This window comes from Alteromonas pelagimontana, assembly GCF_002499975.2.
GTDB lineage: Bacteria > Pseudomonadota > Gammaproteobacteria > Enterobacterales > Alteromonadaceae > Alteromonas > Alteromonas pelagimontana.
This window is the reverse complement of the sequence record NZ_CP052766.1, coordinates 3,410,980-3,427,163: the sequence shown is the minus strand read 5'-3', so window position 1 is coordinate 3,427,163 and position 16,184 is coordinate 3,410,980. Positions and strand designations below refer to the sequence as shown.

General features: G+C 45.1%; 14 protein-coding genes. 5 read left to right on the top strand and 9 right to left on the bottom strand.

The features are described from left to right. Nucleotides 1-5 precede the first annotated feature (5 nt). The 6 genes from CA267_RS15050 to CA267_RS15025 all read right to left on the bottom strand — a co-directional run bounded on the left by CA267_RS15050 (nucleotide 6) and on the right by CA267_RS15025 (nucleotide 6,814). Nucleotides 6-1,811, bottom strand: a complete 1,806-nt coding sequence (locus tag CA267_RS15050) for an ABC transporter ATP-binding protein (protein WP_075610171.1) — start codon at nucleotides 1,809-1,811, stop codon at nucleotides 6-8. A gap of 112 nt (nucleotides 1,812-1,923) precedes the next feature. Continuing rightward, entirely contained in the window at nucleotides 1,924-2,679 is a 756-nt protein-coding gene (locus CA267_RS15045; protein WP_075610170.1) for a glycosyltransferase, read from the bottom strand. Continuing rightward, complete coding sequence (locus CA267_RS15040) at nucleotides 2,679-3,542, bottom strand: hypothetical protein (RefSeq protein WP_075610169.1); 864 nt, start codon at nucleotides 3,540-3,542, stop codon at nucleotides 2,679-2,681. Before CA267_RS15040 ends, CA267_RS15045 begins: the two co-directional genes overlap by 1 nt. Nucleotides 3,543-3,588: 46 nt before the next feature. After that, nucleotides 3,589-4,854: a glycosyltransferase gene (locus CA267_RS15035; protein ID WP_075610168.1), complete on the bottom strand. Its 1,266-nt coding sequence runs from the start codon at nucleotides 4,852-4,854 to the stop codon at nucleotides 3,589-3,591. A gap of 12 nt (nucleotides 4,855-4,866) precedes the next feature. Continuing rightward, on the bottom strand, nucleotides 4,867-6,042 hold the full coding sequence (locus CA267_RS15030) for a glycosyltransferase (protein WP_139316255.1): 1,176 nt from the start codon (nucleotides 6,040-6,042) through the stop codon (nucleotides 4,867-4,869). Further along, a complete protein-coding gene (locus tag CA267_RS15025; RefSeq protein WP_075610166.1) occupies nucleotides 6,005-6,814 on the bottom strand; it encodes a sulfotransferase family 2 domain-containing protein in 810 nt (269 codons plus the stop codon). The genes CA267_RS15030 and CA267_RS15025 overlap by 38 nt, the downstream gene beginning before the upstream one ends. A 47-nt stretch (nucleotides 6,815-6,861) precedes the next feature. Here CA267_RS15025 and CA267_RS15020 point away from each other — a divergent pair, with 47 nt between their 5' ends. Continuing rightward, nucleotides 6,862-7,704, top strand: coding sequence for a hypothetical protein (locus tag CA267_RS15020; RefSeq protein ID WP_075610165.1), 843 nt, complete (start codon nucleotides 6,862-6,864; stop codon nucleotides 7,702-7,704). 60 nt (nucleotides 7,705-7,764) lie between these two features. Here the strand turns inward: CA267_RS15020 and CA267_RS15015 are convergent, their stop codons facing one another. Together CA267_RS15015 and xrt are read right to left on the bottom strand one after the other, a co-directional pair. After that, nucleotides 7,765-8,835 (bottom strand): glycosyltransferase, encoded by a 1,071-nt coding sequence (locus tag CA267_RS15015; RefSeq protein WP_075610164.1) that lies wholly within the window; start codon nucleotides 8,833-8,835, stop codon nucleotides 7,765-7,767. 19 nt (nucleotides 8,836-8,854) lie between these two features. Then, on the bottom strand, nucleotides 8,855-10,297 hold the full coding sequence (gene xrt, locus CA267_RS15010) for an exosortase (RefSeq protein ID WP_075610163.1): 1,443 nt from the start codon (nucleotides 10,295-10,297) through the stop codon (nucleotides 8,855-8,857). A 205-nt stretch (nucleotides 10,298-10,502) separates the two neighbouring features. On the opposite strand from xrt, the gene CA267_RS15005 reads away from it, so the two are divergent. Genes CA267_RS15005 through CA267_RS14990 form a run of 4 tightly spaced genes read left to right on the top strand, consistent with a single transcriptional unit; the run spans nucleotide 10,503 to nucleotide 15,225 of the window. Beyond that, complete coding sequence (locus CA267_RS15005) at nucleotides 10,503-11,651, top strand: glycosyltransferase family 2 protein (protein ID WP_075610162.1); 1,149 nt, start codon at nucleotides 10,503-10,505, stop codon at nucleotides 11,649-11,651. Further along, on the top strand, nucleotides 11,648-12,862 hold the full coding sequence (locus tag CA267_RS15000; protein ID WP_075610161.1) for a DegT/DnrJ/EryC1/StrS family aminotransferase: 1,215 nt from the start codon (nucleotides 11,648-11,650) through the stop codon (nucleotides 12,860-12,862). The genes CA267_RS15005 and CA267_RS15000 overlap by 4 nt, the downstream gene beginning before the upstream one ends. 25 nt (nucleotides 12,863-12,887) lie before the next feature. Then, on the top strand, nucleotides 12,888-14,183 hold the full coding sequence (locus CA267_RS14995) for a FemAB family XrtA/PEP-CTERM system-associated protein (protein WP_083638558.1): 1,296 nt from the start codon (nucleotides 12,888-12,890) through the stop codon (nucleotides 14,181-14,183). Between the two features lie 7 nt (nucleotides 14,184-14,190). Continuing rightward, entirely contained in the window at nucleotides 14,191-15,225 is a 1,035-nt protein-coding gene (locus CA267_RS14990) for a GNAT family N-acetyltransferase (protein ID WP_075610160.1), read from the top strand. Here the strand turns inward: CA267_RS14990 and CA267_RS14985 are convergent. After that, nucleotides 15,219-16,088, bottom strand: a complete 870-nt coding sequence (locus CA267_RS14985; protein ID WP_075610327.1) for an XrtA system polysaccharide deacetylase — start codon at nucleotides 16,086-16,088, stop codon at nucleotides 15,219-15,221. The genes CA267_RS14990 and CA267_RS14985 overlap by 7 nt on opposite strands. Nucleotides 16,089-16,184 lie beyond the last annotated feature (96 nt).

Sequence of the window (16,184 nt, the reverse complement as noted above, 5' to 3'; positions counted from 1 at the left end):
AATCATTATGACAACTCTTCGTCGCCGTAAACCAGTTCGCGGAAATACTCAGACGTTTGAAGTAGCTCTTCATAGGTGCCATGGCAACTTACTGAGCCATCTTCAAGAATAAATATATCATCGCATTTTTCTACCGTAGACAGGCGGTGAGCAATCATAATAATGGTCATTGATTTTGACAAGCTGCCTATTTCTTTAAGAATATTTCGCTCAGTAATATTATCTAATGCGCTGGTAGCTTCATCCATAATTAGGATACTGGGCTGGCGATATAGCGCCCGCGCTATCGCCAAACGCTGGCGCTGACCACCGCTAAGTAGATCGCCGTTTTCACCGATCACAGTGTCGTAGCCGTCACTTAACGTTTCAATAAACTCATCAATATTGGCTCGTTTAGCTGCCTCTTTCACTCGTTCCAAGTCGATGTCGCTGTCTTTTATGCCAAAGGTAATATTTTTAGTAATGGTATCGTTAATCAAAAATATGTTTTGCGGCACATAACCAATTGAGTGTTGCCAACTTTTGACGTTATCGCCTTTCAGTGGCTTATCATCAATGAAAATGCTTCCTTCGTTCACCGTGATTAATCCACAGATAAGATTTGCAACAGTCGATTTTCCTGCACCGGAACCACCAACAAAGGCGACTAACGTATTCGCTTTAATTGTCATGCTCAGATCTTTAATAGCAGGGGCCTTTTCTCCGGGATAGCTAAAATTGATATGATCAACGACAAGCGATTTATTTAATAAAAGCTTACCCGAAGGAGAGCTCTTCTTTTCCATCGATAACTTGCTTGCATCATCAAATTCGTTACTTACATCCCATACCACTTTACCGTGTCCTTTAAGGGTGGTAATTGATTTGTAAATGGTTTGTGCTGCAGGCAATATTTTATACCCCGCCATTGCATAGAAGCCTAGCGTTGATACCACTGAAGCACCCGAGCCTTCAGTAAGTAGCAAATAAAGTGCTAACCCGATAATCGCTAAGAAAATAATAGTTTCAACAATATAACGAGGTAAGTCACCGGCAAGTGAAATATAAGAATTGGCATTAAGGCCACGGCGAGTTGTGCGGTCAAGACGGGTTTCATACCAGTCTTCCACATGCATCAATTTTACGTCACGAATACCGCGAATACTTTGCTGCAAAATATCCAGCTTTTTTCGGTTTACATCGGTGACAATTACACCCGCTTCTACTGTTTTCCGCCGTACAGTTAGATAAATAACGTAGTACACCGCGCCTACCACGGCGCCTGAAATTATAGATAACATGGGGTCGACGAGAAACAGTGTCAGAATAATCAGAAACACCACTAAAAACTGTGAAATCAACTGCATAGATGGCTGCATGACCATATAAATCATACGGGGAATTTGCCCGTTAATTTTGTTGATCATATAACCCGGACTATTTTTCATAAAGTAGATAAACTGATTCGACATATACAGATTAAACAGCCTGCGCTGCAACTGCGACCCGATGGAAACGGAAACCCGAAACGAAAACCAGATCACAATTGCAGATATTGCGTTTCCACAAAAGATAACCACACAAACTAATGCAGCGTACAGTATTAGAAACTGTTGGAAATCCGTTGCGCCAGAGAAATCGTATATGGCGGCATAAACAGGATGAGAATGAATAAGATCAGGGGCAGTAATAACGGCGATAAAGGGCGCAATACTCCCGATAGTCGCGATCTGCGCTAGTGCCGAAATAAAAAACAGCCCCTGTAGCGCATAAACTTTCAAACGTTGCCGCTGATTCAGCAAGCGAAACAACTCTTTTAGATCTTTAAACATCTTTTTTCTCAATCCTTACAGCTTACATTTTGGGCGCCCTCAGCTTCATTGCTGGAACGGCATTAATTCGTAGGAGTTATAGCGACTGCTCCACTAGCTTCACTCACTGATATTATAAAATTTTATCGAGTACCTTAACGAGCCACGGTGACTTTTTCATGACCTGGTATACGCTGGGGCGAGAAAGTATCCAATCATCTTTTTGTATTCGTTGAAGGCGATTTCCTTTCATTCCGGCATAGTGAATGAAATACTTTGAAAACCGCTTTTCAAAACATCCCCAGGCTTTTGTAAAGTTAAAGGCGCTATCAATGAACGTTATGGGAATATTCAGTTGGTTAACCCGATAATTAAACACACTTTGATCGTTTAATCCCGGTAAGTGCTGTTCTTTTTTCCCGGCTATCCAACTTTCGATTAAACCATCGGTGGTATTAAGCAAATTGCGATAAGCAGCCGTAAATAGCACCACTCCAGAATTGAAGTATTCCTGCTTCCATTCCACATCGCCTAGCAGAGTTGCTAATGAACGCTTCTCGTCATCGACGGCTTTATAAACGTGCTCAACACTTACTGCTGCAATATTATCACCAGAACAAATGGCAAATAAATCAGGGGCGTCTGGAGTGATAAGAATATCAGAATCGATGTACAAAACTTTTTCATAGTCTTCCAGAAAATTGTAAATCTGGTTCTTCTCATAATACGGCGATAGCCGCTGCGAAATATCGGTTAGCCCCATTACTCTAAAATCGGCGCCCATACTTTCGGCGTAACGCTGAATTCTAGGTACGGTATATTTTGCTAAGGCTTCAATTTCATCACCGACCACAAGGGTAGTAACAAGGTAACGCTTTTTAAGTTCCATTATTGAGGGCCTGACTGTTTCTGATTAAGCACACTGAGCGGTAAATTGTAGTGCGCAAAGCAAGCCTGAAACTGCTTATCGTTCCCGCCCCCACCTACGTTTTGTGGCCCTAGCTTCGCCTCTTCCTGACTTCCTTCTGTGGTCATATATTCTCTAAAGCGGGAGTTTACTTTTGAGCTGACAGTACCTTGCAACAACGCCATAAATTTAAACCAGATATCGTCGGCTTTGGGGGAAAGCTTCCGAAACAAGGCAATATTGGTGGTGTCAGGATGCAAACTGCCGGGCGGATACAGTACACCGCCTACGCCAGTAGGAAAAATCCGGTTATCGGCGCCGACAATGCCTTGCGCCAACCATCCCCACTTCGTATAGGGGGCCAGGGTGCCGTCAGCGTTAAAGTTTATGTAATGTGCGCGGTGGCAATGAATAGCACCAGGCCTGTTAAAATAAGCGTCAACCAGCTCTGCAAGCCATTGTTTGGGATACAGTGTATCGTCGTCGGCGGTAACAATGACTGCCTCAGGATACTGCACTAGAGTATGGACCAGTTTGGTATGTGGTCCCACATCTTCACAAAGCTTTACGGTAACGCCGCGCGCTTCAAAGGCTTTTATATTAGCCGGGATTTGTTCGATATGTTCAGAAAGCCAAAGGATAATCATGGTTGGCTGAACAGACTGGGACAACAGTGAATTAAGCGTTAAATCCAACAGATGTAAACGCGACTCAATAGAGGTAAGCGAGACGATTAACTGCTTATCATTTTTTAGCTTATTACCAGCAGCTAGTTTACTGGTATCCTGCTTTAGTCGCCGCAAAAGTTGGCTATCTTTAAATTTATTTATTTGATTTCTGAACATACTTTACCAACTAAAAACCGTATTTTACACTGACTCGACACCTCAATCAGGCTCTGCCGAGAATATCCCTATAGATCTGGTTCATTCGTTTACCGATTAATTCTGCACTGTAGTTATTTTCCACCCAGCTTCGTGCGGCAGTTTGTATCGCTAACCATTCATCTTTTCTTTGCACAACTTTAGCTATGGCATCTGCTAAAGCGTCGGCGTCTCTATCGGGCACCAAAAATCCGGAGTTCCCATCATCAATGCATTCAGGAATACCGCCACTTTTTGTGGCTATGGTGATTAAACCGGTAGCCTGAGCTTCCTGCAGCACAACGCCTTGCGTTTCTTCATGAAAGCCATCAGTGGAACGTAAACTAGGTAAGATAAAAATGTGCGATTCTCTATAAATCTCTCGCAGTTTGGCGTCAGGAATATTCGTGTAAAGCTTTACCCTGTTTTCAATATTAAGCTGTTTTGCCTGTTCTTGAAGCTTTTCCTTGTCTGGTCCGCTACCTACAAGTGTGTACTCGATATCAAGCCCTTCATCCACCAGCTTTTTTACCGCATCTATTGCGTATTTTTGCCCTTTATCCGGATGATAGCGGCCTACTGTTAACAATTTAACTTTTTCATCGCTTGGAAATGCTTTGCTATGGAATGGCCAGTTAGCCAAATCTATTCCTTGCGGAATGATCATAATCTTTTCTTCTGGCCCGCCCAGCGAAACATACTGGCTTTTTGCAAATTCAGTATTTACAAATATTGCCTGAGCCGGATCCGTGTAAGCTTTGCGCATCTGAGGGCTGGTTTTTGCTACGCCGACAGGTGGAAGGCCGTGAAAGGTAATGACAAGAGGCGCACCGTTAGCTTTTATTAAACGATTTGTCTTAGCTCCAATACTTTCCACGTGGGAATGGATAATATCGGGTTTAACTATGAAAGCCGGAGATAACAGCGTTTCAAAGATTCGTTCCTTTTGAGATATTTTCCCATAATCATCTGGAAACCCTTTAATTAATTTCTGGTTTAGCGCCCACACACCTTTTTTTAAACAATTTTTAAGGAAAAATTGCAGAAGTGCTTCTCGATTATCCTCGACACAGCAGTATTTGCTCACAAGCTCATGTTCTCGTACAGCATCACTGAAGGTCTTTTCCTCTCTTCTAGAAAAAATCCTATTCTCGCCACCATGTTTAGAGATCTGAACAAGATGATTGATAAGCCAAGGCTGAATTAAACTGGGAAACGTTTCTGCTATGGTAAGAACATTGACTCCGGTAGGTGAAGTTTTCGGCCCAAAAGGTTTAAAATAATGATTTGTCATAGTCTTTACTGCCTATTGGTTTATTATTTTTTTTAAAGCCAGAACCAGGGCTGCATGAGTCTTTTCGAGCGTGTAGTCGGCCTCTACAGTATGCCGCGCACTTTTGCCATTACTCGCTAATTTTTCCGGTTGGGTTAAATAAAAACGGAATGCGTCGCAAGCACTGGAAATATCGTTTTCCTTATATATTTTACCTGTATTACCGTCTTCTGTTGCAGAACAAACCGATTTGTTGTCCGGCACTATAACTGGCAACCCTTCAATCATGTATTCAAGTATTGACAATGAATAGCCGACTTCCCCTTGCGATGGTTGAAACCCGATATCGCAGCATGAGTAAAGAGATCTGACATTATTAACGCGGCCTGGAAAGCTACAGTATTCAGTGATCCCCAGTTTTTCGGCATGCGCCACCATAGCTTCGAGATCAGGGCCGTCGCCACAAAAAAGATAGAATATGTTAGAAAAACCGTCCTTTTTTACTAACTGGTGGATGACATCTAACGCAAAGAAAACCCCTTTGTAGCGGTTAGCCCTGCTTGCAGTAACAATAATTGTCTTATTAGATAAGGCCGCTTTTTCCATTTGCGCTTGTAGAGGCGAAACGAGATTTGACGAATTTATTAGTCTTATCCCGTTTGGTACAGTAAAACACCGTTTTTCTGCAAAACAGGAAGTGTCTAATGTGCGCTGAGTGACAAATGAGGTTGCACCGAAAGCAGCATCGACACGGGTGAAGCGGCTATTGACATAAAGTTTTTTTAGAAAACGCTTTATTCCTTTCGGCTTTGTGCGCAAACCGGGAGAATGGTCATGCACAATAATTTTGCGAATACCTGCAAGCCTGTACAAAAAGTATTGAAAACGAGCAACACCATAATCTGAAAGATAGAGAATTTTGATATTATTTTTGCGTATAAATTGGACGTTCTGCAAAACGCTGGAGACAGTAGTCGCGGCGAAATTATGACGTTTGCACTTTATCGAACTCTCTTCAATTTCTTCAGGAATGGTATTTATTGTTGGATATGCTATCCACGTTTCATACTTCGGCTCAAACGTTTCGCTAATCTTTACCCAGTAGCTTTCCATCAACCACCATGCGTAGCCGACGTCTGATTGCCAGTTCGCTACGCAGAGAATTTTGGGTTTAGCGACTGACGACATCGACAAATCTTCCGTTTTCAATTTTTTTCCTACTCATCCCGCTAAAGTGATAGCCAAAATTAGCGATATCCCTCTCATATAACAAAGCTACTTTTGCTATCGCATCCGGGGTGTAAACCTCTTCATAGCCCGCTCTTTTGGACGCATTTGTATGTGCTAACTTTCTCTCACAACCTATTTTTTGGGCGATGAAGGTGAAATCATTCTCTATCGTTTCGAAGTACGCTAGATAGTCAATCAGTGCGGTATTCCCTTTTGAGCAAATAAAATCGCTCTGGGGCCAGAAATGGATGTGAGAATACAAACGTTCAGGAGTAAGCCATTTCAGCACAAAATCATTGATGTTTTCAATTCCGGAGAGATTTTCGAGAGCCCAGGTTTTGTCGTTGTCATCCCATCCTCCCCCTTTTAAATAAGAGAAAGCAGAGTAAAGTCTATCCCATGGGTTTCTTACATAGGCGAACTTGAAATATTCGCGGTAGGTTCTACGACCGTAAATCACGCGATACTGCCATGCGCGGTAATGATAGGGAAGCTTTCCAAACAAGGTTAACGCGACAGAAGTTCCTGCTGTTTTGGTAATATGAACAAAAATACTTTTCTTTTCATCGAAAGGAGCAAGCGAAAAATCCCCCTTTGCCGATGGATGTACCTTTGATCTTAAGGCTGCCAACTCGTTTGGATGCCGGAATTTATAGAGTTTAAAACGCCATTCTTCAGGCACAATCTTTTTATATATTAACGACAACAACGGCACAAAGCTCAAGAACGAAAAATTTAAAGTATGGTACATCAGACTTTTTGTATATGCTATGCGTCAAATTACGTTTAGAGTGAATTATGTTTGTATCTGACTCACTTATTTTTACCGAACTACACAAAACGGCTGGCAGTCATATTGGAAAACTGCTTTCGCAGTATGTGCAAGGCGAACAAATTGGCAAGCACAACAGAATCCCGGTCCAATTACGAAATCGTTTCGTAGTCGGATCAATTCGTAATCCATGGGATTGGTATGTCTCGTTGTGGGGATATGGCTGTGATCGAAAAGGCAGCGTATTTTTGCAGACCTCGCGGAAGACGGATTTGCGTTACACCGCAATTCAACTGCCTCAGGAGATGGGCGCGCGTTACGGAAGCCCTATCGTATTTATGCGCCAGATGTACAACGATAGCAAAAAGAATGTGAGGCAGTGGCAAGAGTGTTATTGCGATCCTTCTGATGTAGACGCATTCCGTAGGTGGATTAAATTGATGTTCTCGCCTGAATATGCGCTTGACGTAGGAGAAGGGTACGGATTTACCGATTTTAGCAAAAACGCTGGGTTGTTAAGCTACCGATTTTTTAAATTGTTTTCCGCTCTTGATACGGAAATTTATAGCAAAAGCTGCAAAGCTTCGCCCGACGATTTACACGAACTTTGGAAAAAACAAGGGTTTGTAGATCAGTTTATTCGACAGGAAAACCTCGAAGAAGATTTTCTTCTAGGGATGGAAAAAGCAGCAGTTCATCTTTCGGATGAACAAAAATCTGATATTTGGCGTGCAAAAAATAACAAAACTAACACGTCATCACGTAAAGCCACCTCCTACTACTATGATGAAGAAACCGCTAATTTGGTCTTAGAAAGAGAAAAATTCTTGATTGATTTCTTCAACTATCGAATGGATTCTATAGTCTAGTGGCATTTTGAGCTTCGTAGAAACAGGCGGTATAGTTTCGCGAAGCTTTAGAGGATAAACCTAGCGGCGATATAGCGCTTCAAGTTTTTTCGCATTTTCCGAAGCAAGGAACTTCAGAGGAAGATTAACATAAGGATTTAGTGAGAGTACTTTAAGCACCCCATTAGTATAAGCCTTCGCTTCATGATGCTCTACCAGCCCACTGCCCTGCCCCTCGTTTAACAACGGAATCAACCCACCGGTGGCGTGAGCCACCATGGGTACGCCCAAAGCCAGGCTCTCCAGCGCTGTCATTGGCAGTCCTTCGTGATCAGAAGGCATCAACAGCAGGGTCATTTTACTTATCCAGCCACGAACGAGGTCAGTGTGGCCATAAAAAGTAACATGCTGGCTTATTCCGGTATTTTCAGCGATTTGTTGATAATGCTGGCGCTGCGCGCCATCGCCGAAAATATGAAAGTGAAACTGATGATGTTGGCTGTGCTCTGACAGCAAAATTTTTGCTGTTTCCAGGAACAGATCCACCCGCTTTACCGGCTCAATCCGGCCCACAAAACCGATATGAATTACATCGGCGGGTAGCGGCGGTATTTGTGCACTTTCGGCATCAGCCTTTACCTGTTCGACATCAATGCCATTATCAATCGTATGAATTTTTTTCCGTGGATAAGTGTCGCTGAGTTTGCGGGTGAGATCTTCCGAGACCGAGACAATGCCCTGCTGCAAATAGCGGCCACAGAACTCATCAGCAGAAATTTGTATGCGCTGCTTCCAGCTTGGCGTAAATTCGGGGGCGCCATGAATAGTGCGAAAACAAGGAACTTTGATAGATAAGCGGTTGGCAATAGCACCAAGAATATTCTCTTTTTGGCGGTGAGTGTGAATAACATCTGGCCGCGAGGTATTAAAATGCTGCCTGAACTTCGCTAGCAAACTTTTGAAGCCAGTGGAAGATTCCGGATATACCGTTACTTTGACGCCGGCTATTCGTAACAGCTCCGCTAGCCGACCTTCGTTTAGCACTATGGCGCTAACGTCATGGCCGTTTTTCACCAACTGTGAGCATAGCGTCCATACCTGAACTTCTGCCCCTGCCCATTTATCGCCAGATGCAATATGCAATATCTTCATGAGTGATACGTCTTCATGATTAGTTAACTTCTACCGAAAACAGCGCATCAAGCCACTCGTTATTATCTTCAATATCCTGACTGATATTGTCACACTTGCCGTTACATCGGATTTGTAACACGATTGCACTTGCAACCGGGACTTCAAATACCTGAAGCAGTTGTGCCAGCTTGGTATCAAGATCGTCAGTGGTAACATGATCATCAACGCGGTAGAACCACACTACCAGTGCTCTTCCTCCGTCTGTCACTGCAACATTTACCGTACCTTCGGGCAGAGTTATCAATTGCCGTCGGTTCAGCGCTTTTGCCGGGTGGTTAGCATAATAAATAAGTTCTTTGCCTTGCGCCTGCGTAACGTAAGAAGCCACCATCAACGTAGCGCTACGGCCGTTTATCTGCCCCTGATATACCTTTTCACTATCTGCGCCTTCGTAGTTAGCGCCGAAGTTTGCAATGGTTTTTTCCGATTCTGTAAAGTAATTGAAAGTATCGGGCAAGGAAACTGTCACTGCTTTCTGACTACTGGCGTTACTTTCAATGACTTTCCAGGTAACCGGTAAAACCAGAAAAGCGATAAGCGTCAGTGACGTAGTGGCAATCAGTTTGCCAGAAACAGGTTGTACTGGCTCTGCGGATGTTGCTTCAAATTCGGTGTCTTTGGCTTCCAGGCGTTTGGTATAGAGGAAATAAAACACCGCCAGCACTGCAAAGATCACCCAGCCAAAAAAGCCATGGTCATAAACCAGGCTGCTTTGCATTTCTGACTGATAGCCGATAAGAATTAGCAGGTAAACCCGAATCCAGTTGCCGACCAGTGATAACAGCACCATTAATACCACTGCCCAAATTTGCAGTGATAGCCGTTGCAAATTCAGATAGGCATAAAATAATCCAAGACATAACCCTGCCAGCAAATAGTTTAAGCCAGCGCAGCCATTAGCAATACGCATAACGCCGTATGGCATGTGAATATCGTAACCGTCGATAAACGCCACAATACCGGTAGCTTGGATAAGCAATGTGTTGATATAAGTGGTGAGGTTCTGCAATGGCGTTAATAGCACGTCCATTACAGGAATGGCGAGGTACAGCGAGAATATGGGTACAATGACTTTCAGGCTGTTTTTAACGCCTACTAAAGAGGCAGTCAAACACAATAACAGTACGGGCAATACAATCTGCTGAAGCATGATGACCTGCACCGCGTTGGCAGCCAACCAGAAAGCGCCTGCACCAAAGGCCACCGGCACCGGCCACCAGGAGGCATGAAAACTCTGCCACCGTTTATCGGTTGCCAGTACATAGGCAATGAAGATCAATAAGATATAGCCATGGGAATAGGCTTCGTTGTTTCTCGACCATAATTCATGAAGAGAAATATAGGTATTGGGGATAGCCAACCCGGCGATAACCGCACCAGCAATCAGCCAGAGTAATGCTTTGAATCGAAAAGCGGACATGAAACCTCTTGTGCTCATTTTTATCGTTATTCCATTTACTGCTGCAGCTAATCACGCCAATGTGCGCGTTAAGCCCCCGCTTAAGACTGCAATATCATACTTATTGCATGAATATGTGCAATAGCTGTTGTAGAACCGTTGCACATATACCTGCTAGCACGGTAAAGTACATGCCTATGAAGTTGTCAACAAGACATTAACGAATATGATTTTTTTATTCTGGTTGTTACTGATTTTATCGGTTTTCAGTTACTTTATTTATCCTGTCATTCTTACATTACTGAACAAATTCAGTGCCTCGCCCCGTCGTTACGATGCGGACGACGCTGAAAAGCAGTGGCCTGATGTTACGCTTATCGTTACCGCCTACAATGAAGAGCACCGCATTCAGGAGAAAATAGAAAATACACTGGCCCTCATTTATCCTGATGGAAACCTGAAGGTTGTAGTCGCTTCCGATAGTTCTACCGACGCGACAGATTCCATTGTGGAATCTTACGCCGACAAGAACGTACATCTGGTGCGTGCGGCAGAACGTTTAGGCAAGGAAAATGCGCAGCTAACCGCCATAAAAACGGTTGATTCGGGCATTATTGTGTTTTCTGATGTTGCGACCAAAATTGAGCCCGATGGCATTGTTAAGCTGGTACGTTACTTTGATGATCCGCAGGTGGGCGCGATTTCCAGTGAAGATCGCTTTATCAGCAAAGACGGCAGTGTTGCAGGTGAAGGGGCTTACGTAAAATACGAAATGTGGCTACGCAAGCAGGAGTCAATGTTAGCCGGTTTGGTAGGGTTAAGCGGGTCTTTTTTCGCGGCCCGGGTGGAAGTGTGTAAAGAGTGGGATATTCATTCTCCCAGCGATTTTAACACGGCTTTAAATTGTGCCAGAGCAGGTTATAAAGCCGTGACTGCGCCTGATGTATTGGGGTTCTACACCGATTTGGCTGATCCCAGTAAAGAATACGCGAGAAAAATACGCACTGTGATTAGGGGAATGACCGCGCTGGAGCGGCATCCTGAAGTGTTAAACCCGTTTTCTTTCGGCACATTTGCGTTTCAGGTGGTAAGCCATAAGCTGCTACGTTGGACAGTGCCATGGACATTGCTGGCGCTATTTATTGTTACGCCGTTTTGTATGATGGAAGAAGGCGGCTTTTACGCGCTGGCTTACGTCGCACAATTGCTTTTTTACGGTATAGCGCTATTGGCGCACTGGTTGCCGTCGTTCAGAGAACGCTCCTGGGTCAAAATTATTTACTTCTTCACGCAAGTAAATATAGCGCTGTTTGACGCCAGTATTCAGTTTTTGTCGGGCAAACGTATGACGGTCTGGCAACCTTCCGCACGATGAGCTGGTCTCAGTTGCCCCCGGTGGGCACGCCTATTAGTATAAAATCGCAGCGCTCCGCTCAATGGTTGAAATTTCAGGATTTTAACCATGTGCTGGTGGAATCGGGAACGGCGGCGCTGGCTTTATTATTAAAGGTTATTCGAACGAATCTAGCTGCTGAAAAGACGGCGGCAAGAAACTTGAATGTAGTGATTCCCGGTTACGCCTGCCCAGATTTAGTGGCTGCATGTCTGTACGCCAATGCTACGCCTGTCATTATTGATTTTGATGCCAGCAGCTATCAGTACGATTTATCGCAACTTGCCAATTTACAAGAAGAAGTGGACGTTATTCTCTGCCCTTCACTGTTTGGGATAAGCATGCCGTTATTGCCCCTGCGCCATTGTGTGCCGGACGCCTTAATTATAGAAGACGATGCTCAGTGGTTTCCTGAGCCGGAAAACGCGGAAGATCGCAGCAGAAACCTTGTGGCGCTTGTTGATTCTGCATCGGCCGAGTACGTTCTGCCGGAGCAAACCCGGCAAGCTGATTTTTTTATTACCTCGTTTGGTCGCGGAAAACCGGTTAATTTGCTTGGCGGCGGGCTTGCCGCCTGGCATCACCGCTACGCAAGCTGGTTTGATAATATCGACACCCTGGCGCAATCAAACGATAACAATGATAACGCCTATCGCATCAAAGCCCGGTTGTTCAACGGGCTTTGCCAGCCACTATGCTACGGGGCCCTTATCCGAATTCCTGGACTTACTTTAGGGCAGACGGTGTATCACCCGCTAGATAGCATTACTAAAATGGCAGGGTTTAAAACCGTGCTGGTGCCGCCAAGTGTTCATGCGTATTTGTCAGGAAGTATGAATGCACAACAGCAACTGGTTAACGCCACTACGCCTGCGTGGCCCGAGCAAACCGTAAATAAGCGCTTACTGCGTTTACCCGTATTAGCAGCCAATCGGGCGGCCAGAGACGAACTACTGAAGAAACTTAACGCTGCGGGATTAGGCGCGTCGCCCATGTACGCTACGCCTCTGCACGATATAGACGGAATCGCGGCGTTAGCTGAGTGCCCTTTTGGTACCCCGGTGAGTGGAGTGATAGCCGATTGTCTGCTAACCCTGCCGGTACATCCGGGCGTAAAACCACGTCATGTACGCAAAATGATTCAGATACTGGACAGCCTGCGACACAATATTGTTGCGTATCCGCAGGTGTGACTACACTGCCCAAAGAGCAAGTGAAATGAATATAGAAGAGATAAAATCTCAGTTAAAAGGTTTAAAAGAACAAAAAGGCCGCATTGCGCGACAATTTAAAAGTGTAGAAAGCGGCACCGAGGAACATGCGGCGTTGATTGCTGCAATGCAGGAAGTGAGCACCGAGGTAAAGACGCTGGAAAGCGCGCTGAAAGATTGTTTAAACCAGCAGCAGGAACCTTCTCCAACTTCCGTTCGCAAGGTGCTGCCGCCAAGCCAGTTTAATCAGCCACAAAATACGTACGGTGAAAGCATCACTCTCAACACGTTAACTGCTTCTGATGATTTATCTTCGTGGTGGGCGTTTGTCGATGCCAGCGCTAACGATTCGCTTTATCACAGCAGAGCAATCTGGCAGTTTTATGGCACCCAGCCCTACACCCACCGGGAATTGATTGTGGCGGTTAATCGTGCTGGCGAGATTGTCGGCGGTCTTCCTTTTGTTACCTTAGCGACGCCAGTGTTCGGCAAGTTCACGGTGTCACAGCCCTTTTTTAATTACGGCGGCCCGTTAACAGGATATCGCGACGTGTTTGAAGCGCTGCTGCAAGCGTGTAAGAAAAAAGCGCAGAGTGGCGACGATAAGTACGTGGAAATTCGCACCACCGTAAAGACGCCGCTGCCAGCATCCTTAAAAAAAGTCAGTATGCTGCGGCAGTTGCCGACCTCTTCTGAAAAACTCGACGAAGAGTTGGGTGCAAAAGTGCGAGCGCAGGTTAAAAAAGCAGAAGAAAATCAGCCGACATTTAAGGTTGGCGGTAGCGAGTTACTGAAAGATTTTTATGCTGTATTTGCCAGAAATATGCGCGACCTGGGGACACCGGTAAACGGCATCGATTTTTTCGAAGCTCTATGCAATGAGCTTAGGCACAATATCCATATTGCCATGGTGTACATTGACGGCAAGCCCGTGGGTACCGGGTTTCTCACTACCCATCGTAACATGATGGAAATTCCCTGGGCCTCCACCGTGCGCGACGTGAACAAAATGAATATCAATATGTGGATGTATGACAACATTTTGAAATTTGCGATTACGCAGAAAGTCGAATGGTTCGACTTTGGACGCTCCACCAAAGATGCGGGTACCTATCGCTTCAAAAAGCAATGGGGCGCGCGGCCTTTTCAGCACTATTGGTATTCTTTTGCGCAAGAAGAGGAAAGTGAATCGTCACTTAATCCTGACAATCCGAAATTTAAGTTGGCGATTAACGTGTGGCAGCGTTTGCCGGTATGGCTAACCAAGCGAATTGGGCCGTTCCTCTCCCGTCAGTTGCCGTGAGAAACCGATGAAAGCCAGACTGGATATCGGATACAACGCTTTTTTGACGCTGGAACAGCCGTGGAAAGCGTTGGAAGAAAGGGTTAATGCCATACCCTTCATTCGCTTTGAATGGTGTAAGGTGCAGGCTGCCTTTCGACAACAACCTATCGTGCTTAGCGTATGGTCTGAGGCTTCCTGCATTGCTATTTTGCCGCTGGTGCAGAAACCTCTTTCGAAAAAGCTTTCCTTGCCAGTGTTAACGCATCTTTGCGAACGTTTTACCGATTACCAATGTATGCTGGTTGACAGTAAGGTAGAAATTAAAGACTGCCTTAACGCCATGTTTTCGTTGCCTGCCTTTAAGCAGTTTCAGCAATTTCCCTTGCTGATCCCCTACCCTGACGCACAGCTGTTTGAAGCGCTAAGCAGCCAAAGTACAGGTATATCTAGTTTAGGAAAATACAGCAAGGTTAGCTATTATCAGCACTGGCAACATACTCAATATGATGTTTCCCGAGAAAAACTGAAAGCCAAGGTATTAAGAGAAGCTCGCCGCCGGCAGCGTAAGCTGCAGGAACCAGGCAATGTTTCCATACACTGGTCTCATGAATACGATGCTGCCCTTATCGACTGGATCCTGGATAGCAGCGCCCGGCGCTACGGCGACAACGCGCTTACCAGACGCGAAAGCCGTGATTGCGTGCAGGCGCTCTTCGCTGTTTACCGCTCTTCGCTGCACCTGGCGTGCATCAAGCAAGACGGGGAGTTTATCGCCGGGCACCTTGGGTTTATTTATAATGGCACGTTAATGTACTACGTTCCTGTCACCTCTGAGGTGGGACGTAGCCATTCACCCGGTATTATTATGCTCAATGAAATCATTCAGCACATGAACGCGCTTGGCGTTACTTGCATTGATTATTTACGCGGTGATGAAGATTATAAAGCCGATTGGGGGAATGTGCAGGAGCCAAAATGTGGCATATTCTGCCATCCGGCAAAAGGACTTAATATCGTTAAACCCTTTATTTACCGGATGTGGCTTAGCAGGAATCAGTAGTCGCCGTTCGCTACACTTGGCCAGTTACCAAGCGTCGGATGCTCTTTATCCAGATAGGCGTCGGCCATCGTTGTCCAATTATACTTACTACACAATTTCGTAAGTTTCGTGAGCGCCGATTTCTGGTTTACATGATGCCGAAACTTCGATTTGAAGTTACTTTCAATGCGAGGTTGCTCCGGGTCAAACTCCCAGGGATGCGTGTAAAAATTGGCAATACGATTTTCCTGCCCTTTTCCGAACAAAAAATCAAACACGGCAAAGGGTAGTAGCCTGAAATATCCACCACCTCCGGCTGGAAACACCCGGTTGTGCCATACCGCGGTGGTAACAGGAATTTCCAGAAGCCCATTTTCCAACCGATAAGCATCACGCGGTGCTTTGGGCACACCATATAAATCGTGATTAATCGGATAGCTGCTGGAGCTGTATTCGTAACCGGCTTTGGCAATTAAGTCGTGCGCCCAGTCGTTATCGGCACTAATTGAGAAACACGGTGCACGATAACCTTTTACAGGCATACCTACTATGTCTTCTAACAAGGCTTTTGCTTTGGTAATGTCTTCGAAAAATACGTCAGCATTCTGCTTGGAAAGGTGCTGATGCATGTAACCGTGACTGGCAATTTCGTGCCCTTCGGCGACAATACGCTTCAGCAGCTCAGGATGGGCCTTGGCAATCCAGCCCAAGGTAAAGAAAGTCGCTTTTACATCGGTATCAGCAAACACGCCTAGCAGCTTGTCCATCTGAATAGCCAGTCGAGACTCGTACTTCGACCAGTCATTTACAGAAATATCGTCTGCGAATGCTTCGACCTGAAAGTATTCCTCCAGATCAACCGTCATCGCGTTTATGTTTGCCATAATTCCTACTTTACACTCAGTGCTTACATCTATTGATAGCAAAACGCCATCGTTGTACCCATTACTTATAGCCGTTAGCAGCAGAACAGGATCTAC

Bases quoted from the DNA above. Each gene is read 5' to 3' on its own strand.
- CA267_RS15015 (WP_075610164.1), bottom strand. From the start codon at position 8,835: ATGAAGATATTGCATATTGCATCTGGCGATAAATGGGCAGGGGCAGAA.
- CA267_RS15025 (WP_075610166.1), bottom strand. From the start codon at position 6,814: ATGTACCATACTTTAAATTTTTCGTTCTTGAGCTTTGTGCCGTTGTTG.
- CA267_RS15040 (WP_075610169.1), bottom strand. From the start codon at position 3,542: ATGTTCAGAAATCAAATAAATAAATTTAAAGATAGCCAACTTTTGCGG.
- CA267_RS14990 (WP_075610160.1), top strand. From the start codon at position 14,191: ATGAAAGCCAGACTGGATATCGGATACAACGCTTTTTTGACGCTGGAA.
- CA267_RS15005 (WP_075610162.1), top strand. From the start codon at position 10,503: ATGATTTTTTTATTCTGGTTGTTACTGATTTTATCGGTTTTCAGTTAC.
- CA267_RS15020 (WP_075610165.1), top strand. From the start codon at position 6,862: ATGTTTGTATCTGACTCACTTATTTTTACCGAACTACACAAAACGGCT.
- CA267_RS15050 (WP_075610171.1), bottom strand. From the start codon at position 1,811: ATGTTTAAAGATCTAAAAGAGTTGTTTCGCTTGCTGAATCAGCGGCAA.
- CA267_RS14995 (WP_083638558.1), top strand. From the start codon at position 12,888: ATGAATATAGAAGAGATAAAATCTCAGTTAAAAGGTTTAAAAGAACAA.
- CA267_RS15000 (WP_075610161.1), top strand. From the start codon at position 11,648: ATGAGCTGGTCTCAGTTGCCCCCGGTGGGCACGCCTATTAGTATAAAA.
- CA267_RS15035 (WP_075610168.1), bottom strand. From the start codon at position 4,854: ATGACAAATCATTATTTTAAACCTTTTGGGCCGAAAACTTCACCTACC.
- CA267_RS15045 (WP_075610170.1), bottom strand. From the start codon at position 2,679: ATGGAACTTAAAAAGCGTTACCTTGTTACTACCCTTGTGGTCGGTGAT.
- xrt (WP_075610163.1), bottom strand. From the start codon at position 10,297: ATGTCCGCTTTTCGATTCAAAGCATTACTCTGGCTGATTGCTGGTGCG.
- CA267_RS14985 (WP_075610327.1), bottom strand. From the start codon at position 16,088: ATGGCAAACATAAACGCGATGACGGTTGATCTGGAGGAATACTTTCAG.